The organism is Paenibacillus sp. CB74 (assembly GCF_055687625.1).
This window is the reverse complement of the sequence record NZ_CM146009.1, coordinates 2,046,384-2,067,911: the sequence shown is the minus strand read 5'-3', so window position 1 is coordinate 2,067,911 and position 21,528 is coordinate 2,046,384. Positions and strand designations below refer to the sequence as shown.

General features: G+C 44.0%; 20 protein-coding genes. 15 read left to right on the top strand and 5 right to left on the bottom strand.

What is annotated here, in order from left to right; translation table 11 throughout:
• The first annotated feature begins 41 nt into the window (after positions 1–41).
• Positions 42–797: a gamma-glutamyl-gamma-aminobutyrate hydrolase family protein gene (locus ACX9NY_RS09200; RefSeq protein ID WP_472478270.1), complete on the top strand. Its 756-nt coding sequence runs from the start codon at positions 42–44 to the stop codon at positions 795–797.
• A gap of 113 nt (positions 798–910) precedes the next feature.
• Here the strand turns inward: ACX9NY_RS09200 and ACX9NY_RS09195 are convergent, their stop codons facing one another.
• Positions 911–3,235, bottom strand: a complete 2,325-nt coding sequence (locus ACX9NY_RS09195) for an MMPL family transporter (protein WP_472478268.1) — start codon at positions 3,233–3,235, stop codon at positions 911–913.
• 20 nt (positions 3,236–3,255) lie between these two features.
• Positions 3,256–3,903: a TetR/AcrR family transcriptional regulator gene (locus ACX9NY_RS09190; protein ID WP_472478266.1), complete on the bottom strand. Its 648-nt coding sequence runs from the start codon at positions 3,901–3,903 to the stop codon at positions 3,256–3,258.
• A gap of 241 nt (positions 3,904–4,144) precedes the next feature.
• Here ACX9NY_RS09190 and ACX9NY_RS09185 point away from each other — a divergent pair, with 241 nt between their 5' ends.
• From ACX9NY_RS09185 to nspC, 5 genes are all read left to right on the top strand, one after another.
• Complete coding sequence (locus ACX9NY_RS09185) at positions 4,145–5,029, top strand: TetR/AcrR family transcriptional regulator (RefSeq protein WP_472478264.1); 885 nt, start codon at positions 4,145–4,147, stop codon at positions 5,027–5,029.
• Positions 5,030–5,255: 226 nt separating this feature from the next.
• Complete coding sequence (locus ACX9NY_RS09180) at positions 5,256–6,515, top strand: cytochrome P450 family protein (protein WP_472478262.1); 1,260 nt, start codon at positions 5,256–5,258, stop codon at positions 6,513–6,515.
• A gap of 163 nt (positions 6,516–6,678) precedes the next feature.
• Positions 6,679–7,137 (top strand): nucleoside deaminase, encoded by a 459-nt coding sequence (locus ACX9NY_RS09175; RefSeq protein WP_472478260.1) that lies wholly within the window; start codon positions 6,679–6,681, stop codon positions 7,135–7,137.
• A gap of 540 nt (positions 7,138–7,677) precedes the next feature.
• Positions 7,678–8,916: a saccharopine dehydrogenase family protein gene (locus ACX9NY_RS09170; RefSeq protein ID WP_017688530.1), complete on the top strand. Its 1,239-nt coding sequence runs from the start codon at positions 7,678–7,680 to the stop codon at positions 8,914–8,916.
• Position 8,917: 1 nt separating this feature from the next.
• On the top strand, positions 8,918–10,045 hold the full coding sequence (gene nspC / locus ACX9NY_RS09165) for a carboxynorspermidine decarboxylase (protein WP_442030014.1): 1,128 nt from the start codon (positions 8,918–8,920) through the stop codon (positions 10,043–10,045).
• Between the two features lie 195 nt (positions 10,046–10,240).
• Here nspC and ACX9NY_RS09160 read toward each other — a convergent pair whose 3' ends face one another.
• Positions 10,241–11,014: an SDR family NAD(P)-dependent oxidoreductase gene (locus ACX9NY_RS09160; protein WP_472478256.1), complete on the bottom strand. Its 774-nt coding sequence runs from the start codon at positions 11,012–11,014 to the stop codon at positions 10,241–10,243.
• A gap of 111 nt (positions 11,015–11,125) precedes the next feature.
• On the opposite strand from ACX9NY_RS09160, the gene ACX9NY_RS09155 reads away from it, so the two are divergent.
• Together ACX9NY_RS09155 and ACX9NY_RS09150 are read left to right on the top strand one after the other, a co-directional pair.
• Complete coding sequence (locus tag ACX9NY_RS09155; RefSeq protein ID WP_253435527.1) at positions 11,126–11,482, top strand: MerR family transcriptional regulator; 357 nt, start codon at positions 11,126–11,128, stop codon at positions 11,480–11,482.
• A 91-nt stretch (positions 11,483–11,573) separates the two neighbouring features.
• Positions 11,574–12,446: a YitT family protein gene (locus ACX9NY_RS09150; protein WP_419892429.1), complete on the top strand. Its 873-nt coding sequence runs from the start codon at positions 11,574–11,576 to the stop codon at positions 12,444–12,446.
• A 99-nt stretch (positions 12,447–12,545) separates the two neighbouring features.
• Here the strand turns inward: ACX9NY_RS09150 and ACX9NY_RS09145 are convergent, their stop codons facing one another.
• Positions 12,546–13,220: a cyclase family protein gene (locus tag ACX9NY_RS09145; protein ID WP_339242621.1), complete on the bottom strand. Its 675-nt coding sequence runs from the start codon at positions 13,218–13,220 to the stop codon at positions 12,546–12,548.
• Positions 13,221–13,439: 219 nt separating this feature from the next.
• Between ACX9NY_RS09145 and ACX9NY_RS09140 the strand changes: the two genes are divergently transcribed.
• From ACX9NY_RS09140 to ACX9NY_RS09130, 3 genes are all read left to right on the top strand, one after another.
• Positions 13,440–13,634, top strand: a complete 195-nt coding sequence (locus ACX9NY_RS09140; RefSeq protein ID WP_339242623.1) for a hypothetical protein — start codon at positions 13,440–13,442, stop codon at positions 13,632–13,634.
• A 213-nt stretch (positions 13,635–13,847) separates the two neighbouring features.
• Positions 13,848–14,981: a serine hydrolase domain-containing protein gene (locus ACX9NY_RS09135; protein WP_339242624.1), complete on the top strand. Its 1,134-nt coding sequence runs from the start codon at positions 13,848–13,850 to the stop codon at positions 14,979–14,981.
• Positions 14,982–15,279: 298 nt separating this feature from the next.
• Positions 15,280–16,422, top strand: coding sequence for a DUF4309 domain-containing protein (locus ACX9NY_RS09130; RefSeq protein WP_339261120.1), 1,143 nt, complete (start codon positions 15,280–15,282; stop codon positions 16,420–16,422).
• 99 nt (positions 16,423–16,521) lie between these two features.
• Here ACX9NY_RS09130 and ACX9NY_RS09125 read toward each other — a convergent pair whose 3' ends face one another.
• Positions 16,522–17,496, bottom strand: a complete 975-nt coding sequence (locus ACX9NY_RS09125) for a DMT family transporter (protein WP_472478252.1) — start codon at positions 17,494–17,496, stop codon at positions 16,522–16,524.
• A 270-nt stretch (positions 17,497–17,766) separates the two neighbouring features.
• On the opposite strand from ACX9NY_RS09125, the gene ACX9NY_RS09120 reads away from it, so the two are divergent.
• Genes ACX9NY_RS09120 through ACX9NY_RS09105 form a run of 4 tightly spaced genes read left to right on the top strand, consistent with a single transcriptional unit; the run spans position 17,767 to position 21,524 of the window.
• A complete protein-coding gene (locus ACX9NY_RS09120) occupies positions 17,767–18,756 on the top strand; it encodes a LacI family DNA-binding transcriptional regulator (RefSeq protein ID WP_339261124.1) in 990 nt (329 codons plus the stop codon).
• A complete protein-coding gene (rbsK, locus tag ACX9NY_RS09115; RefSeq protein ID WP_339242630.1) occupies positions 18,749–19,627 on the top strand; it encodes a ribokinase in 879 nt (292 codons plus the stop codon). The genes ACX9NY_RS09120 and rbsK overlap by 8 nt, the downstream gene beginning before the upstream one ends.
• Entirely contained in the window at positions 19,627–20,028 is a 402-nt protein-coding gene (gene rbsD / locus ACX9NY_RS09110; RefSeq protein ID WP_339242631.1) for a D-ribose pyranase, read from the top strand. The genes rbsK and rbsD overlap by 1 nt, the downstream gene beginning before the upstream one ends.
• A 14-nt stretch (positions 20,029–20,042) precedes the next feature.
• Positions 20,043–21,524 carry a sugar ABC transporter ATP-binding protein gene (locus ACX9NY_RS09105; protein ID WP_339242632.1) on the top strand — a complete coding sequence of 494 codons (1,482 nt, stop codon included), beginning with the start codon at positions 20,043–20,045 and terminating at the stop codon, positions 21,522–21,524.
• Positions 21,525–21,528 lie beyond the last annotated feature (4 nt).

The window sequence follows — 21,528 nt, the reverse complement described above, 5'->3', positions numbered from 1 at the left end:
GAGATCTGATAAAATGAATGAAAAGATAGGAGGGGGAACCCATGAAAAAGCCGATGATCGGTGTTCTGCCTTTGTACGATACCGACAAAAAAAGTTACTGGATGCTTCCGAATTATATGAACGCAATAGAGGAAGCCGGCGGGATTCCAATTATGCTGCCTTTGACAACGGATACCGAGATTATTGCAACGTTGGCTAATGCGTTCGATGGGTTCCTGTTCACCGGGGGACATGATCTTAATCCTGAGCTATATGATGAGTATGTAGAGGTTACCTGTGGAGAGTTATGTATTGAACGCGATATCATGGAGTCAATATTATTACAGAATGTAATTGAGCTTGATAAGCCTGCCTTTGGCATATGCCGGGGACTACAATTATTTAACGTTGTTTTGGGTGGAACATTGTATCAAGACATTCCGACTAGCCTTCAACTTCAGGGGAACAAGATCGTCCAGCATAAGCAAAGTCCGCCGTATTCGAATCTTGTACATGATGTACATATTGAGAAGAATAATATCCTATACGATATGTTGCAAACCGATACGATAAAAGTGAACAGTTATCATCATCAGGGGATCAAGCAGTTATCGGATAAATTAATGGCCGTGGCAATTGCTGAAGACGGACTCGTCGAATCCGTGGTCATGCCGAACCAGACATTTGCTTTGGCGGTACAATGGCATCCGGAGTACAGCTACAACGTAGATGACTATAGTCAAAAGTTATTTGCCGCGTTTGTTAATGCTTCTAAATCTGCAAGAAGTACTGTTCATATCGAAGAAATTACCGCATAAATGCGGGGAAGTAAAAAGACCTCCTGTTTATAAAAACAGAGGAGGTCTTTGTATTGGTGCATGTAGTCGTAATGAGTCGCCGTGGTGTGACTATTACCATTGTTGTGGACTGATTATTTTAATCCAGACTTGGTGTTGGCTTGCTCTTCAGCATGAAGGGTAGCGATTAGCTTCTCACCCTCCACATCCAGGTTTGGCAGGATACGATCCAGCCATTTCGGAAGTGCCCAAGCTTTGTCACCAAAGATAGCCATGATGGCAGGGACCAAGCCCATACGGATGATGAAAGCATCGATTAGGATGCCCACCGCCAAGGTGAAACCAATCTGCTTGATCATGACATCATCGGTGAAGATGAACCCTGCGAATACAGAGACCATGATCACTGCTGCGGCAACGACCACGCGACTGACCTGGTTGTACCCATGAACGACGGATTCAGTGCCGCGATGACCGTGAACATAGGATTCCCGCATGGAGCTAACCAGGAAGACCTGATAGTCCATCGCGAGGCCATACAGGATACCTGTCACGATGATCGGCATAAAGCTCAGCAACGGTCCGCCGGTATCGAAACCAAAGAGCGAATGAAGCCAGCCCCATTGGAATACAGCCGTTGTGATCCCGAATGTAGCCAGGATACTAAGCAGGAAGCCAATCGTTGCTTTAATTGGAACGATGATCGAACGGAATACGAGTAACAGGATGATCAGTGACAGCAGGATGATAATACCTACATAAATAGGGAACACCTGCGCCAGTTTGGCTGACATATCGATGTTAACCGCTGTAAGTCCGGTAACACCAAGCTTCACATCATAGGTCTGTGCGATACTCGAATCAGCCGAGCGCAGATCATTGACCAGTGTTTTAGTGAGCGTATCGTTAGGACCCGTTTTAGGAATGAGACTAAAGATAGCCAAATCCTCTGTCATTCCGAGCGGTGTAACCTGTGCCACGTTGTTTTGGCCTTGAAGCTCCATCATCAGGCCACCCAACAGTTCTGGCGTGACTTTCGCAGAAGATTGCTTAGGCTCTGCAACCAGAATAAGCGGTCCGTTGAATCCTTCTCCGAAGCCTTCCGAGATCGCATCATAGCTCTGTCTTGCGTCCGTATCCAGATTGGCTGAGGAAGCGCCAGGGATGCCCATTTCCATTTTCGCGATCGGTGTCGCCGCAAAACCAAGAATGACGATGATGGCGATAATGGTCACCCAACGATTTTTGATAACGAATTTCACCCATCTGTCCGCAACTCCGTGGCTAGAGGCTTTAGGATGTTTCGTGCTTTTCTCACGAGCTTTGGCGGAACAGATCCGTTCGCCCACCAATCCCAGTAAAGCTGGCAACAGGGTTAAAGCAACGAATACATTGATGAGTACGGTGGCAGCTGCGACCAAAGCCATCGTAGACAAGAATGTGAGACCGATGACAAGCATACCGCACAGTGCAATAATGACCGTTAATCCGGCAAAAAACACTGCGCTGCCTGATGTGCCGATGGCTCTGGCTGTTGCTTCTTTTGCGCTCAAGCCTTGATCAATGATCATTCGACGTTGGCGATTAACAATGAAGAGGGCGTAATCGATTCCAACAGCCAATCCAACCATGAGAGCCAGTACGGAAGTGACACTTGGCATTTCGATGAATTTGGAGATTGAGAATGCTCCACCTACTCCGATCGCAACACCCAGTAGTGCAGTGATCAGAGGCAGACCTGCCGCAACGACGGAGCCAAGTGTGATCAGCAATACGATGATAGCAATGACCAGTCCGACAATCTCTGCGGAGCCGACCCCAATCGATACGGCTTTGAGCGTCTCGCCTGGCAAGACCGTAATGTTGGTTCCGTTCTCTACCGTCATAACGGATTGAATCACGGAATCAAATACATCTTGCGTGATGGCAGATTGCTCGATTGTAAATTGGAACTGGAACAGTGCGATACTGCCGTCTGAAGAGATCAGCATACCAGGTACAGGAACACCATCCACCATCAAAGGTCCGTAGGGAGGAGACGTGGTTGTTGCGGATTGAGCCGCACCCGCAGCCTGAGCATTCTGAGCCATTTCCGCCGTAGCACCTGAATTAGCCACTTCAGCTGCATAGTCCGCAGGATTAATGACTTTATCTAATCCGTAAACTTCATTAACACCTTTCATTATGGCAGCCAAACGTTCAGGCGTATCCAGACGTTCATTGTCCGGTGCCTTGAACACAACACTTCCTTGACCGCCGGAGGCGGCTGGCAGTTCTTTGGCCAATTGATCCAGAACCTTCTGCGACTCTGTGCCTTCAATCTTCATTTCAGAACTGATGTGAATGCCATTGATACTGATCATGGAGATGACAATTCCCAGAATTAATACCCAGCCAATGATGAAGGTTGCAGGTTTGCTAAAAGCGGTTTTCCCCACTCTGTATAATAATGTAGACATTTATCTATTTTACACTCCCTCTATGATGAATGTGGATGGTTGGCATGTTCGAATCCTGCCCGCAAATGACTAAACGTCGTTTCCAAAAATTGATCGAAGGTGATAGCACCGGGCTTGGTATCTTCAGTAATGACTTGTCCGGGCAGCAGCACATTGAGTCTTCCGTCAATTAATGGCAGTATCGTTCCATATAGTGCGTTAATTAGAAGATAAGTATAGATCTCGTCATACTTCCCGTTGGATAAGTCTAATAAGGTATCTTGTGCCTGCGTCTGCATCCGGTGCATAGCTCCAAGGTAATGCGGTTCAAGCACGGGATAGGTCTGGGATAGCGAGAGTAGCTGATGAAGCCTTCCTATTAGTTCTGTTGTAAGTTGCATCTTGATCAGGTTATAAAGTACGTCAAGCAAGGAGGCATGTTCAGGCATTTGGGTAAGTAACTCTTCGAGTTCTGTTGTATTCTGAACAGATATTGCTCCTCTTGCAACAGCTTCTTCTTTACATGTGAAGTAGTTCGCAAATGTTCTGCGTGAACATCCCACCTGATGCACGATATCTTCGACCGTAAAGCCATCAAGCCCATGTTCAAGAGTCAGTTCAAATGCAGTACCCGCAAGGGCTTTTTCAGTTGCTTCTTTCTTCAAGTGTCGCAAGTTTCGTTTGATCATTATTTTCCGCTTATGCGTTCACCTCCAACACCAATGACAATGGTTAAAGTCGTTTAATGAAGAACATACTCGTAAGCATAAGTATGCGCTCTGTGGGATTTATCATAACAACAAGTTGCTCATTGTGCAAATTTACTCATTGTGCAATTATTTTATATGACGGTTATCCTGCGAATCAATGCTTCAACTCCTGAGGAATGAATGTTAAAATCAATAGAAAAACTTGGGGCGATAACGAGATATGAGTAGTCGTAAACAAAGTTTATTGGAAACAGCACTTGCACTATTTTTGGAGCATAGCTATGCAAATACAACAATCCAGATGATCCTGGATCAATCAGGTGTATCCAAAGGCACATTTTACAAATTCTTCAGTTCCAAAGAAGATTGTTTATATTCGATTATGGATCAACGTATGCAAGAGGATGTTTTCATTCGCAAACAACTTGAACAGAATCACTATACATCGGATTATGACTTGCTTGTTGATCAGATTGCCATTCCCATGTCTGGACCTGACAAAGAGCGAGTGTGGGAATTGTATTGGACTGGTTTTTACGCCGGAGAGATCAACTCAGCGAAACTGGCTAAAGTGCATCTAAACTGGCTGTCTACACGCTTGATTCAGGTGTACGGGAACGACATTAGCTTATATGCCAACGAAGGGGCGATCTTGTGCTACGGCATATTACATCAGATTGCCAACACCTCGAGAAGTCTAAATACGCAAAAACCAGTATGGAGCGAAGTTGTTCCAAAAGTATTAACGTACATTGAAGTGATCCTAAGAACGATGCACCAGAGAAATGAACATATTTTCGACTTTCAGTCTCTCTATTTCCTGAATGCCGATGAGCGTAACCATAATACGGATCTGGACATCGATAATCTATTGAAAGATTTTGATGAGTTCAACAAGCGTGTTCAAAAATCCAAGGAATCTGCTTCATTGAAGCAACTCTCGAAGGGGCTTTTAACGCTATTACAAGCTAGAGAGGATATAAATATTCCTGTGATCGAAGCAGTGCTTCAAGCGTTTCACAAAGAGGACAAGTCCAGTGCATTTCATACCGAAGCCAATAGACTGACCCAAGCCTGTTGGTGGTATTTAGAACTGGTAAAGTAACGTGATTAATATGGGGGTTGGCTCAAAGCCGACCTCTTTTTTTATGCTTCAAGTATATGCATTTATAATTAATGTACTATTAGTACATCTATTAATTGTTGTTATAACCGTTATTTTGTGATGTTTAAACTATGGTATTTGAAATAAAATATACGGGTAGTATATAATTGAAATGAACATATATTTCCATAGATTTGAATAACTTCACTTCGAAAGGAAGATTTATATGACTAACTCGAATAACCAATCCTCAGAGAAAGCACAATTTAATTTGTTTAGCGAAGAAAATAGTAAAGATCCATTTGCCATGTTTGCACAGATGCGTTCCAAAGGCTCCGTTGTCCCTATTCCTAATCCGATGGGTGGAGAAGGGCAAACCTGGATTGTAACTCGGATGGACGTCGCCATGGAAGTGTTGAAAGATCATGCTCGATTTACGGTCGATATGAACGCTATTAATCGTGGCAATGATATTCGAAAAAATCTCTCAGGTGAGCTTGGTTCATCGGAACCTCAAACTTTTTTTACCGGAAAGTCGATGCTCTTTGTGGATGAACCGGATCATCGAAGACTGCGAAATTTAGTGTCCAAAGCATTCACTCCAAGATATATGGAAAGCCTGCGTCCGCGTGTCCAGGAAATTGCCGATGAATTAATTGATCAATTTGAAGAAAAAGGAGAGATGGATCTTGTAAAAGACTATGCCTATCCATTTCCAATCAACGTTATTTCCGAGATGCTGGGTATACCACAGGAAGATCGACCTCAGATCCACGTGTGGTCTGAAGCCATTGCAAAAGGCCTTGGTTTTGGTAAACAGGACCCTGCAGTAGCGCAACATTTGCGATCATTCGCAGAGTACACTGCACAACTTGTGACGAACAAACGAGTAGAACCTTCAGATGACCTCATCAGTCAATTAATTGCGATTGAGGAGGAGGGTGATCGACTGAATGAGGATGAATTAATATCCATGATCACATTATTGATATTTGCTGGACATGAGACAACTTCCAATCTGATTGCAACCGGCGCTTATCTTCTTCTGACACATTCCGAACAACTGGAACAACTTAAACAAGATCTGAATCTGGTTCCTTCTGCGGTGGAGGAGTTGTTACGATATAATGGACCCGCCACTTCTTCAGGTCCTCGTTATGCAACGCAGGACACGGAACTGGATGGACAATTGATTCATAAAGGAGATGTTGTGATTCCTCTGTTGAAATCAGCGAATCGGGATGAGCGGCAGTTCAGTGACCCCGAAGAGTTGGATATTGAACGCAAAATAAAACGGCATTTGGCCTTTGGACACGGCATCCATATGTGTCTCGGCGCTCCACTTGCTCGTGTGGAGGGTGACGTGGCGTTTACGACGCTTTTACGTCGACTGCCGGATCTTCAGCTCAGTGTTCCCCAGGAAGAGATTCATTGGCACTCCGCTTTGTCATCACAAGGATTGGCATCGTTGCCCGTAAAATTTTAATAGATTAACGTAGGTTGACTCACTGGAGTATGACGAATTTTCGTCATACTCTTTATTTGTAATAGTGATAGAATGGAATGAATAAAGGTCAGTCGTGTCATTGATCAATGATTAAAAGCAAAGATGTATTTGAGTACATCATTTTGTTCTGGAGGTAAACGATATGAATAAAGATGAACTTTTTATGCATAAAGCCATTGAGATTGCTCTGCAAGCACGCAAAGAAGGAAACGAACCATTCGGGGCCATTCTGGTGAAAAATGGAGAAGTGGTCATGATTGGGGAAAATAAAATCAACACTTTTTGTGATCCTACGCATCATGCAGAAATTGGGCTTATCCGAAAATATTGTTCTGAACATCATGTGTTTGACCTGAGCGAGTACACTCTGTATACAAGTTGTGAACCGTGTGTAATGTGTGCCGGTGCTATGGTTTGGTCAAATCTGGGAAGGCTGGTATATAGCGTATCCCATGATCAACTAGCTGAAATTGCTGGTGGCAACATCATGATCGCGTGTGAAGAAGTGTTTGAGAAAAGTCCTCAAAAGCCTGAAGTAACAGGGCGATTACTGGGCGCAGAAGGGTTAAAAGTTTTCGAAGGATATCAATTTCATTCCTAGTCGTTATCCGGACAAAAAAATATTTTTTGATAATTGCTTGATTTTTTTTTCAACGTCTGATAGTGTAAGACCTGTGATTTTGGGAAGTTGATTTATCAATATGAATTAGAGCTTTCCAGCAGATAATTTTGACCACTTCATCAGGAAGTTAAGGCCATACGGACAGCCGGGTCAAACGCCGATTGGCAACTTACGTTGCTTTATTGATTGAGTTCAAAGCTCAAATTTTATAAGTTGGTTACTTTACAACCAGTGCAATTGCACATCAACTTGTGAAACGGTCAATAAGAGTGGTAAAGGCGAATTATTTGCTATATAGACTCTGATCCAATATTGATATACATGAAGGAGCTTTCCGCCAAGGAGTTCTTGTGAACTTTTTTGGTCATGGAGACTTCACGTCTTTTTTATGATGTATATCGATAAGCAAGTGTGATGATGCGCGATTGCGGGCATTTTTCACCTTGCTTTTTTTGTTGTCACGGTATTAACCAAATTAAACCAATAAAAAAAATACACATTGGGATAGGAGAATGTAAAATGGGAAAAGCACTAATCATCGGCGCCGGCGGCGTTGCTTCCGTGGCAGTACACAAATGCGTTCAAAACAGCGAAGTTTTTGAGGAAATCTGCATCGCGAGTCGTACAAAATCCAAATGTGATGAACTCAAAGCCAAGCTGGACGGCGGAAAAACAAAAATTACGACAGCACAAGTAGATGCTGATAATGTTGACGAACTGATCGCTCTGATCAACGAAGTTAAACCGGATATCGTGATGAACCTCGCTTTGCCGTATCAAGATCTGACCATCATGGATGCTTGCCTTGCAACGAAAACAAATTACATGGACACAGCAAACTATGAGCCACATGATACAGCGAAGTTTGAATACAGCTGGCAATGGGATTACAAAGAGCGTTTTGAACAAGCAGGCATTACTGCTTTGCTCGGAAGTGGATTTGACCCTGGTGTGACTGGCGTATTCTCCGCTTATGCCCTGAAGCATTACTTCGACGAAATTGAGTACATCGACATTTTGGACTGCAATGGTGGCGACCACGGTTATCCGTTCGCAACGAACTTCAACCCTGAGATCAACATTCGCGAAGTTTCTGCGAACGGAAGATATTGGGAAAATGGTGAATGGATCGAAACGAAACCGATGGAAATCAAACGTGTCTACGATTTCAAAGAAGTAGGCGAAAAAGACATGTATCTGTTGTACCATGAGGAATTGGAATCTTTGGCAAAAAACATGCCAGGTCTGAAACGTATCCGTTTCTTCATGACATTTGGTCAAAGCTACCTGACTCACTTGAAAGCTCTTGAAAATGTAGGCATGACTTCAATCGAGCCTATTGAATATGAAGGTAAACAAATTATTCCACTGCAATTCCTGAAAGCAGTGCTGCCTGATCCAGCATCCCTTGGACCACGTACTGTAGGTAAAACAAACATCGGTTGTATTTTCAAAGGTAAAAAAGATGGTCAAGATAAAACATATTATGTTTACAATATCTGTGATCACCAAGAGTGCTACAAAGAAGTGGGTTCCCAAGCGATCTCTTACACAACAGGCGTTCCAGCTATGATTGGTGCAGCAATGGTCATGACAGGCAAATGGAACAAACCAGGCGTATACAATGTAGAAGAATTCAACCCGGATCCATTCATGGAAGAGTTGAACAAATGGGGTCTCCCATGGGTAGAAGACTTCAACCCGGTACTGGTTGATGAGCTGCCAGAAGAAGTTAAAGAATCGGAGCTTGTTCGTTAAAATGCGGTTCGAGCAATTACCGACACCATGTTTTGTTGTTGACGAGGGGCTTATCGAGAGAAACCTGAAAATCCTGAACGGTGTTATGCAGCGTACAGGTGCCAAAATCGTGCTCGCTCAAAAAGCATTCTCCATGACTGCGATGTATCCGCTGATTGGAGAATACCTGAGCGGTGCTACGGCGAGCGGTCTATATGAAGCACGCCTGGGCCACGAGGAAATGGGCAAAGAGAACCATGTCTTTGCTCCGGCATACCGCGCAGAAGAGATCGACGAGATTATCTCTATCTGCGACCATATTATTTTTAATTCTTTTTCACAGCTTGCCAAATTCAAGGATAAGGCGCTTCAGGCTGGCCGTAAGGTCGGCTTGCGCGTCAATCCTGAATGCTCTACCCAAGAAGGGCACGAGATCTACGATCCGTGTTCTCCGGGTTCGCGTTTTGGCGCGAAACAAGAGGATTTCCAAGCAGATCTGTTGGAAGGTGTCTCCGGACTGCACTTCCACACACTGTGTCAGCAAAATTCCGATGATCTGGAGACTACGTTGAACGCAGTTGTTGAGAAGTTTGGACAATGGTTACCGCAAATGGAATGGATCAACTTCGGTGGTGGACACCATATCACGCGTGAAGATTATGACATTCCAAGGTTGGAAGCTTGCATCAAGCGTATGCAGAATGATTATGGCCTGGAAGTATATCTGGAACCGGGAGAAGCTGTTGCGCTGAACGCGGGTTATCTGGTGACTTCTGTGCTGGACTTCCATAAGAACGGTATGGACATCGCCATTCTGGATACATCAGCTACATGCCATATGCCGGATGTGCTGGAAATGCCATATCGTCCGCCGCTGATCGGTTCGGGAGAAGTGGGCGAGAAAGCCCATCTGTATCGCCTAGGTGGACAAACCTGTCTGTCTGGGGACGTGATTGGGGATTATTCATTCGATCAGCCTTTGCAAGAAGGTGACCGTCTGGTATTTGAGGACATGGCGATTTACTCCATGGTGAAAACCAACACGTTTAACGGCATGCCACTTCCAGCGATTGCAGTCAAAAGAAAAGACGGCGATTGCGAAGTTGTTCGCGAATTCGGATATCAGGATTTCAAAATGAGGCTGGCATAAGCTTTCATTATATATAGAAGGTATTAATATAGAAGTGATTATAAAAAAGAAGGGAGCCTGGAGACAGGTTCCCTTTTTAACGTCCAATGATGTTTTAATGATTAGATGTAATGATGTTTATCTTCGATGTCTATCAGTAAGGTTAGGTGATGTCTAAATGTATTCAGGCGACTCGGTTTAAACTTCAGCTTCGGGTTAATTTTGTGGTTTCGAGGCTGCTCTGGCTGCGTATGGAAAGATCGGTTCTCTTAGTTCAAAATCATACGTCAAGCCATCCACAATGCCGACTACACTCTCACTGTCATACAGCTCCAGCAGAAAACCAGCCATTTGTTCCGCCGTATGGAATTTAGGAACTCTGCCCTCATATTCAAACTCGTCTACATTAAAGGAATGTTTAGCAAATTCCGTCTCGGTTGCAGCAGGGGCGAGCACTTTGGCTTGCATTGCTGCATTCTTGCCTTTCAACTCCTGCGCAAGCCCTTCTGTAAAAGCACTTACATAGAACTTGGTTGCACAGTAAGTTACTGCATCGGCTACAATGGTATATCCTCCACCAGAGGAAATATTAATGATCTGTGTGCCATCGACATCTGCATAATCACGTACATACAGGGAGGAAAGAATCGTAAGAGCTTCTATATTTAGATGAAGCATCTGCTCAATTTTGGGCAGGTGTTGTTCTCCAACGGAAGCAAAATTCCCGAATCCGGCGTTGTTAATCCACGTCTCAATGGAATAATCCTTAAGACTTTCATAGAATTCATGCACATTAGTGCCAATGGATAGATCCACTGTACGAATGACAACATCCAGATCAGGATTGATTTCAGCCACTTTTCCTTTTAACTTGTCCAATTCATCGGTTCTGCGTGCAGCCAGGATCATATTTTTGCCACGAGCTGCAAAAGCTAATGCCGCTTCATATCCAATACCTGAACTGGCACCGGTAATCACTGTGTATTTCATGGGAATTCCTCCTGGATCTGATTTCATTTTTTATTGTGATGTGAGCACGAGTTGATTATACTGATTAGAGCTTACTCTAAGTCAAGCTCGAATATAGAAGGGAGGTTAACCATGCACACCATTGGTGAAGTGGCAGATTTACTCCATATCAGTGCACATACGCTGCGTTATTATGAGAAAGAACAGATTGTAACTCCACTCCGAGATGCCAGTGGAGACAGGCGATACAACGAGTCCCACCTGAAATGGCTTCAATTTGTGATCAAACTAAAAGAGACCCAGATGCCCATTGCTACCATTAAGAAGTATGCATCCTTATTCCAGGAAGGGGAGCATACAGCGGCAGATCGCTTGAAGTTGCTGGAGGAGCATAAAGAGTCAATTCAAAAACAGATGCACATACTTAACACAGCCGATGAGATGCTTGAGCATAAAATTTCGTCGTACCGTACGTTCATCGGGCAATGATATTACACATACCAATGCCGATCTATTTGCCAAAACAGTGATTTTTATTATAGACTGTTTTTTATCGGTTGTTCATCAAGGGGGAAATGGAATGCATCAAAACAGAAAACAAAAGTCAAACAAGTTAAAGATCCTCTCCAAAGTATTATTGATTATCATTGGGGGATTTATAACGGCATATGGCCTGGAAGCCATATTGATTCCGAATAATGTCTCAGATGGCGGTGTCACAGGTCTGAGTATCGTAGGATCACAGCTGTTCGGATTACCACTGGGGATGCTCATCGGGATTATTAACATTCCGTTTGTGTGGCTCGGGTACAAGCAGATTGGTAAAAGCTTTGCGTTATATTCGATCATCGGTATTGCTTCACTGGCGATCAGCACCAGTCTGATGCACCATGTACCAACCATCATCGAAGGCGATACGTTGCTCGTTACGGTTGTCGGCGGGATTATCATCGGTTTTGGTATGGGACTTGCATTGCGTAATGGCGGAGCATTGGATGGCATAGATATGCTGGCTGTACTTCTTTCACGCAAAGTACCTTTTGGAACCAGTGATCTCATCCTGTTCCTGAACATGTTTGTCTTTATTGTCGTTTCTACCGTGTTCGGTCTGCAAGGAGCGATTTTGTCAGGACTTGCGTATTTTATTGCTTCCAAAGTAATACATATTGTTGAAGAGGGCTTGAGCGGTTCCAAAACATTTAAAATTATTACGAATCAACCTGAAATTATGGTTGAAACCATTCGTGACCGTCTAGGTCGTGGTGCAACGTACACCGAGGCGTACGGTGGATATTCTAATGAACAATTCAAGGAAATTACTTGTGTCATTAACCGGATGGAAGAGAGTAAAATTAAAGATATTATTCATGAAATTGACCCATCTGCTTTTGTAGTTGTATACGATGTAGCTGAAGTAAGAGGTGGCAATTTCAAAAAGAAAGATATTCACTAACAACGTAATCACTATAAAAAAACGCGCCAGAGAGGATCTCTTGGCGCGTTTTTTTGGTATACACTACATATTGTTTATGAATACTTCGGGCTGCTCCAGCTAACATTTTTCAGTGAAAATGGTACTGAAACTGCTGTCAACCCCTTCAACAAACAAAGGCACAGCATAAACAACACCGATATCTGATAAATCCTGGTTTAAATTCATATCCTCTATGACTAGAATGAATTTGCCATCCACACGATCTTTTCCCAGGATCTTCTGATGAAAAGCGATAGCTTCATCCTCATGAAGTGAAGAGCCCGCAGAGATCATATCCATGCCGATTGCTCGTAGTGAATCAAACACCATGAGGTAACTGGCAGCTGATGCGGCAAACCCAGGGTTATGATCACTATAACGAACAGGGTCTGAGGAACGAAGCTTCCCAAAACCTGTACGTATGAGCAGCAAATCAGAGCCTGCAATCAGGTGCTCATAGGGCTCCAGGTCGGCTTTGGTAATCAATTCGTCATCACTTTTGGGAATGTCGAGGATCGTAGGATGAGAGAAAATAAAATCGTCTAATGGAAGCTCACTCAGTTTTTTGCCTTTGGGATTAAAGTGCCAAGGCCCATCAATATGAGTGCCGCTATGGTTGAGGGATGTGATGATAAATTGGTTATACGGGTCCCCTTGAGCTATGCTTGATTGCTGCTGGATCTCAACTGGGGGATTATCTTTATATACGGGAGTATTTACGCTAAGCGGATAGGATAAGAGCAGACGTTTCATTAGTTGTTCTCTCCTCTGTAATCGATGTGCACAGGTCTGAACAAGCACCCTCTCCATAGTGAAACGGCTAAACATGCTCTTTCACTTATTGATTGCTAATGGAAGCTTGAGCTCATTTTATGTAGGGATTCTGAACCTCATGCATAACTACAGTTCACTTATGGAAAACTTCTGTAGTGCGAACAAATAATATGGTTTCATTAATGGGAGGTTAGTATAGTGACAAATCAGGACCCGCAAGAGCTTCTGAAGCAAAAACACGAGCTGGATGAGCAAAAAAAGCAATTCACTCATTTTTCCCGAAATATCTCAGGTCATGGTGAGGTTGAAGCTGGCCAAGAGTTCAGTGTTGACCGTGTACCAGATGATCAAAACCGTATGAAATCGGTTGAAAACAGACGCGGCGAGGTCTAAAAGTTCAAAATTAAGCTGATCCTTTAGGGGATCGGCTTATTCATGCGAAGCTTTGTAACACAGAGGACTGTGTATGGTAGTTGCACAAAAGAGAGGATATAGAAGGTGGTCAATCGTTGTAAAAGGTCGTATATTATTACTATGTGGATTGTGGAGTGAACATGGACCACATCGCAAAATGATAAACGATTTTACATAGAAGGACGGGAAAAAATGGACTTTAAACCACTTGCTACATTTATTGACCGCATGACATCCTGGCGTATACCGTGGGCAGAGGTATTGGTGATGCATCGAAATGATACTGTTTTCCATTACCGTAATGGTTACGCCAATCTGGAGGACAAAACGCCTATTAGCGATGGAGCAATCTTCAATCTATACTCCATGACCAAAATCATGACCTGTGTGGCAGGACTGCAACTAGTGGAGAAAGGTGAAATACTGCTAAGTGATCCACTTTCCGATTATTTGCCCGAATATGCCGATATGACGGTGAAGAAAACGATGGTAAACGGAGAGGTTCGACTGGAAAAGGCGACAAGAGCCATTACCGTACGCGATTTGTTCACCATGACCGCCGGATTCTCCTATGACGTAGGTAGTCCAAGTATTCAGGAAGCCGTAAAAAACACCCACGGAACATTGCCAACACGTGAATTCGCGAAAGCGCTAGCGAAGGAACCGCTTTTGTTTGAGCCAGGAACACATTGGAATTACAGCATGTGCCATGATGTGCTCGGAGCCTTGGTGGAAGTCGTCAGTGGTAAAAGCTTTGGTGCGTATCTCCGGGACGAAATCACCGGACCACTTGGTATGAACGACACAACGTTCAATCTGAACGATGAGCAGCAGAAACGCCTTATTCCGCAATATGCATACAATGACGAACTTGAAAAGGCTGTACGTATGGATGGGAATGGATTCCGTGTAGGTACCGAGCTGGAGAGCGGTGGCGCTGGGTTGTTATCAACCGTCAGCGATTATGCACGGTTTCTGAACGCGCTTACTGGACGTGGTACGAGTCCTGAAGGTGTGCGCATTTTGTCACAAGCTTCAGTGGAACTGATGCGAACGGATCATCTGAACGAGATGACTCGCGGTGATTATTCCTGGGATCATATGTATGGATACGGCTATGGACTAGGTGTCCGTACACATATCTCGAAAGCACGCAGTGGTTCGCTGAGCCCGCTTGGTGAATTTGGATGGAGTGGTGCTGCTGGTTGTATGGCTATTATTGATCCGGATTCAGAGCTTACGGTCATGTATGCCCAGCATTTGCTGAACAGTCAGGAAGGATATGTTCAACGACGCTTACGCAATGTGATATACTCCTGTCTATAAATTATATCGTTTTCGAATATGGAAGAAGAGCCGCTAATCAGCGGCTTTTTTATGTTATATGGATTAATAACAAAAAATAGATTGATATATATTTCTTTATTAGAAAGGGTATGTTATCATTCTTAGGAAAATAGTACTAGTAGGAGGATATGCTTATTGAACATAAACCTATATTAATTACATAGTTTGATCAAAAGTACACTCTAGCAAGACTTATTAAAATGTTGAGATTATGCACAATTAAAAATTAGAAATGAGATTTTAGATGTTTATTTTATTACTCAGAGGAGAGTCATCAATGATACACCCTAAATACAAAGCAAAATGGGCTTCACTTGCCTTACTTACCTTAATCAGCTATGTTCTGAGCGCATTGCTCCTGCTGCCGCCCAATGCCGCTGCCAAAGGAGAGCAAATCTCAGCTAAACAGCTGGAAAGTATGAGCCGGCTTTCATTTACGCTTCGTGATGCCAAGCAAACGGCATACACGGTTTATATTTTTGCTTATGATGAACAGAAGAGCACGCTGACCGAGGAAAATGGTTGGACGAAAAACAAAAAAGGAGATAAAAGTTACACTGGAACCTATCGGGCGGCCTTGCTGAAAAAAGGTGCAGCATACGGAACAGTGCAAGCAGCAAAACTGGATCTGAATACGATTATTTTGCCTCAAACCTGGAACTTCGTTGTGAAAGGCAAAGAGGCGAGTACACCAGATATGCTGATGATCACGGACTGGGGAACTTCTAATTTCAATGAAGTGAAAACGTATATCGTTCGTTCCGGGGAATTGCGCCGTGTCACATATGTCGATAATAAGGGGAAAAAAATTGACGATGCATACTCCGCGATCAGAGATGGTGGAATTCGTACTCTTACAGGTGCCCGAGTGCAGTTCAAAAATTACAACAACCTTCAATTCGTCTATGGGGTTAATACGTTTAAGCTGAATGTGAACAAATTGGAAATGCGGTTGGAAGATACGCGCAACCTTCGTACAAGAGATTGGCCGAACTCGGGTGTTGGCGATCGTGCTTACCTGAAAAGCCTGAAGGACGCTGCATTAAAGGGTGCATTGCCTGGGCGAACGGACATCAAGATTGGCATGACGCTTCAAAATGCACAAAAAAAGCTGGGGAAACCCAATTCTCGTTCTAACGAAGAATGGGGAGCGTTCTATTATTACTCTAAATTCGGCGTTGGATTCGATTCATATATGCACGAGCTTACCAATAAATCACGTATTGCCGTTTTTGACCTGTACAATGAGAAGCAAAATCTTTCGCCATGGAATGTGAGAATATGGATGGGGAAACCGTCCTCAGAATATTACAATGAAGTCGTAGGTGGTTATGAGATGGTATATCATTTGGGTAATCACGCCATTGTATTTAACTATGAGGAAGAAGAGGACTTGATTGACTTTACGAGTATATATTAAGTGGTATAATCCAGAGAATTGAATATTCATGGGACTGTATAAACAAACAAAAGCCGCTAATTAGCGGCTTTTTTTAATGTGAATAAGATACACTATTAGTTATTTTATTGGTGTGTTATCGGCGCTATGTACAGAACGTACACGATCAACCAAGTAGATGCCAACGGATACAAACAACAATGCGGCCAGATTCTTCAATTCCAAGATCGTTTCACCGAGGAATAACGCTGATAACAATGCACCAAACACAGGGATAAGAAAGTTGTATACAGATACTCTTCCGACCTTATTGTACTTAAGAAGCATATTCCATAGACAAAATGCAACGGATGACAGCAAGGCCAAATAGATCAAATTACTGGTGGATTCCAGGGTGAAATGAGTGACTCGTCCGCCGAGTGATAGACCTAACAGCGTAAGCACCAGTCCACCAATGAACAGGCTAACCCCTGTAATGATTAGAACGTCGATGGTCGCGGTGAGACGTTTTGCGTAAAGGGCTGTAACGGAAAACACAAGGGCTGCTAAAATAATGAAACCTTCGCCTGTAAATGAAAAGGAAAAAGTAAGCAGATCGGTATGGAAGTTTACGATAATGACGCCAACGAATCCGAGCAAGCAGCCAACGATTTTATTTCTGCTTAATTTGTCGTTCTTATAGATGAAATGGGCCAGAACAACACTGAAGAAGGTCGTCGTTGCGTTCATAATGGAACCTTTGACACCCGTCGTATTAGCTACGCCAACGTAGAAAAACATATACTGCAAACCGGTTTGCAATATCCCTAACATGATAAGGCTTGTCCACTGAGTCCTGGATAATTGCAGCTTTTCTTTTCGAACGATACGAGACAATAGTAATAGTAGCAAGCCCGCCAGTGTGAATCGATATCCGGCAAAGACGTATTTGGAAGCAATGTCTTCCGGCAGAATGTTAAATGCGATATATCCAAGTTTGATGGACGGGTACGCACTACCCCATAACAAGCAGCAAAGGCTCGCTATAAGCATGACAAAAATGGGATCACTAAATTTACTCGGTTTGTGGTTTTTAAGGGTATTTCTGTCTGTCACTTTCAATCTTCTCCTCACATTTTATGCACATATGTATGTATCTAATATCCTCACTGACCATATCACATATCGCTAATATTTGTAATGATAATTAACTCCTTAATATAGCTGAGAAGACTGAATAAGAAGGGAAGAAGCCAGGTTACTGATGAATTTCAATGTACTTTCATGTTTACTTGGAGAAATTTCCAGAATGAAAGCGCTTGTCAAATCGAAAGTAATATGATAATTTAATATCTGTAACCGGTTACACATAGAGGAGAGCAACTTATGACAACAATTAAAGACGTAGCTCAACAGGCGGGCGTATCTGTTGCCACTGTATCCAGAGTCATCAATGATAGAGGTTATGTTCACGCGGATACACGCAAGAAAGTGGAAGATGCTGTGAAGGCACTTAACTTTTCGCCAAATGAAGTGGCCCGCTCATTATATAAGCGCAAGTCCAAACTGATTGGCCTGTTGTTGCCGGACATTGCCAACCCCTACTTTCCGCAGTTGGCTCGCGGTGTAGAGGATGGGATGCAGGAGCAGGATTATAGACTGATATTCGGAAACAGTGATGAGGATGAACGGAAGGAGCAGGATTACATTCAGACGTTTATCCAGAACAATGTGGTCGGTGTAATCTCTTCAACGAACTACCCTCATTCTTCAATATATAAAAACCTGAAGATTCCTGTCGTGTTTTTGGATAGAACATCACTGGATCGTCCATCCGTGTATGCGGATGGCAGGGAAGGTGGAAGACTAGCTGCAAGGGAGATTATCCAACGCGGCAGTCGCCGGATCACAGTTATGCAAGGACCGTCACAGATCAGACCAGCTCAGGATCGCTTTGAAGGGGCGATAGAAATTATCCGTGATGCTGGGTTAGATTACCGGGTAATCCAGACGACCTCATTTTCAATTAACGAGGCAGGTATATGGGCTGAAGAATTATTCAGGAAGTATGCGGACACAGATGGGGTGATTGCTAGTAATGATATCGCAGCCATGGCAGTACTGCATGAGGCCTCACGAATTGGAAGGAAGATTCCTGATGATGTCCAAGTGATTGGTTTCGATGATATACCGATGAGCAGCCTGTTATCGCCGGCATTGTCCACCATCCATCAGCCAGCATACGAGATGGGAAGAGAAGCGGCGGGATTACTTATCAAGCTTGTGGAACAAGCTGCAATAGAGAACAAAAACATACAGTTGCCCGTAAGCTTCATCGAACGAGGCACTACGAGAAAGGTGAGATCAGATGGCTAAAATATGTGTAATTGGAAGCAGTTCAATGGATCTGGTTGTTACTTCGTCAAGACGGCCGGGGGCGGGTGAAACCGTTCTCGGAGACAGCTTCAAAACGGTCCCTGGCGGTAAGGGAGCCAATCAGGCTGTCGCTGCTGCACGACTGGGGGCTGAGGTTGCGATGATCGGCCGGGTAGGCGACGATGCTTTTGGCAAAGATATTTTAGAGAACTTCAGAACAAATGCTGTAAATACGCAAAATGTGAAACCGGTTACACATTTAGAAAGTGGAACGGCTCATATCATTCTGGCGGAAGGTGATAATAGTATCGTAGTGGTTGAAGCGGCGAATCGCGAAGTCACTCCTGCATACGTCGATGAAGCAGCGGAAGTGATCCGCAATGCAGATATCGTACTGATTCAGCAGGAAATCCCGGAGGAAACTGTTGTTCATGTCAGTGCAATGTGTGCGGAGTTCGGAACACCATTATTGCTTAATCCAGCTCCGGCGAGAAAATTGCCGCAAGAAGTTATTGATAATGCTGCATATATCACACCAAATGAGCATGAGGCCGAGATTTTGTTTCACGGTATGAGTCCGGCACAGGCATTGCGCCAATATGCGAACAAACTGTTCATCACGGAAGGCAGTAAAGGGGTTCGTTATTTTGATGGCACAGAGGAAATTCTAGTCCCAACTTATAAGGTGCAGGCAGTCGATACGACTGGTGCAGGGGATACGTTCAACGCCGCATTCGCAGTTGCTTTGGCTGAAGGTCAACCGTTGCAAGAGAGTATACGCTTCGCTAATCGGGCTGCATCGTTGTCAGTCACCAAGTTCGGAGCGCAGGGCGGCATGCCAACGCGTGATGAAGTAGAGGAGAGCTTGTAATGAAAAGATACGGCATGTTGAATAGTCACATCTCCAAAATTCTGTCTGATCTGGGTCATACGGACATGATTGCGATTGCGGATGCAGGTCTGCCCGTACCGGACGGAGTTGTTAAAATCGATCTGGCCCTCAAACTGGGAACACCCAGTTTTCAGGAAGTCGTGGAGCTTATCGCAGAAGATATGGTCATTGAGAAAATTATTGTGGCAGAAGAAATTCACGAAGGCAATCCTGCAGCTATGCAATTCATCACGGAGAAGTTCAGTGAGGAAGCCATCGATGCTTCGGTCAGTCACGAACAATTCAAAGTATTAACTCGACAGGTGAAAGCGGTCATCCGCACAGGCGAAGCGACACCGTATGCCAATTGCATTTTACAATCGGGAGTCCATTTCGGTTAAAAGGAGGTTGCGTAATGCATATTCAGATGCAAAACATTCATAAAGCGTTTGGCACCAATCAGGTGCTGAGCGGAGTGGATTTTGAACTAAAAGACGGTGAGGTTCATGCCTTAATGGGGGAGAATGGAGCCGGCAAATCCACACTGATGAACATTCTGATTGGTCTCCATGAGCGAGATCAGGGAACCATCAGAATAGACGGAGAAGAAAACTATTTTGCAAGTCCGAAGGAAGCAGAGAAGTTAGGGATCACCTTTATACATCAGGAGCTAAACGTGTGGCCTGAAATGACAGTGTTGGATAATCTCTTTATTGGTAAGGAAATGACATCATCCTTGGGGCTGCTTAATACGAGACAGATGAAAGCGCTTGCCAAAGAGCAGTTTGAAAAGTTGTCCGTTGACATCCCATTGGAACGTCCTGCGGGAGAATGCTCTGTCGGGCAGCAGCAGATGATAGAAATCGCCAAAGCACTTATGACAGATGCCAAGGTTATCATTATGGACGAGCCAACAGCCGCCCTTACGGAGCGCGAGATACAGAAACTGTTTGGTGTAATCAGCTCACTGAAGAAGGACGGAGTATCCATCGTGTACATTTCTCACCGCATGGAGGAGATATTCACGATCTGTGACCGGATTACCATTATGCGTGACGGCAGAACGGTGGACACTCAGCCCATTCCACAGACAAGCTTTGATGAAGTGGTACGGAAAATGGTAGGTCGTGAACTTACCGAGCGTTATCCTGTCCGGAATCCTTCTTATGGTGAAGTTGTTCTGGAAGTAAGGAATGCCAGCAGCAAAGGGTTGTTCGAGAATATTAACTTCACGGTGAGAGCGGGAGAAATTCTCGGTTTCTCAGGACTTATGGGTTCTGGGCGAACCGAGATTATGAGAACAATCTTTGGTTTGGATACGTTAGATAGCGGTGAAATCTTCATTCGCGGCAAAAAAGCGAACATTCGTAAACCGGCAGATGCAGTGAAACATGGAATTGGATTTATTACCGAAGACCGGAAGGATGAGGGGCTGGTATTAGACTTCTCCATTCGCGAGAATATGGCGTTGACGAATCTGTTCAGTTTCTCGAGCAAAGGTTTCATCTCCGCTTCGAAAGAACAAGATTTCGTGGATACATTGATCAAACGTCTTCAGATCAAAACACAATCCTCCGAGACGGCGGCAAGGAATCTATCCGGGGGTAACCAGCAGAAGGTGGTTATCGCGAAATGGGTTGGTATTGGTCCAAGCGTACTTATTCTGGATGAACCCACCCGCGGAGTGGATGTCGGAGCAAAGCGCGAAATCTATGAATTGATGAATGAACTTACAGACCGTGGGGTTGCAATCATCATGGTTTCGTCGGAGCTACCTGAAGTGCTTGGTATGAGCGACCGGATCGCAGTTGTGCATGAAGGACACATCAGCGGCGAGGTTGCAAGGGAAGTAGCAACACAAGAACACATTATGACATTGGCCACAGGGGGACAGTGATATG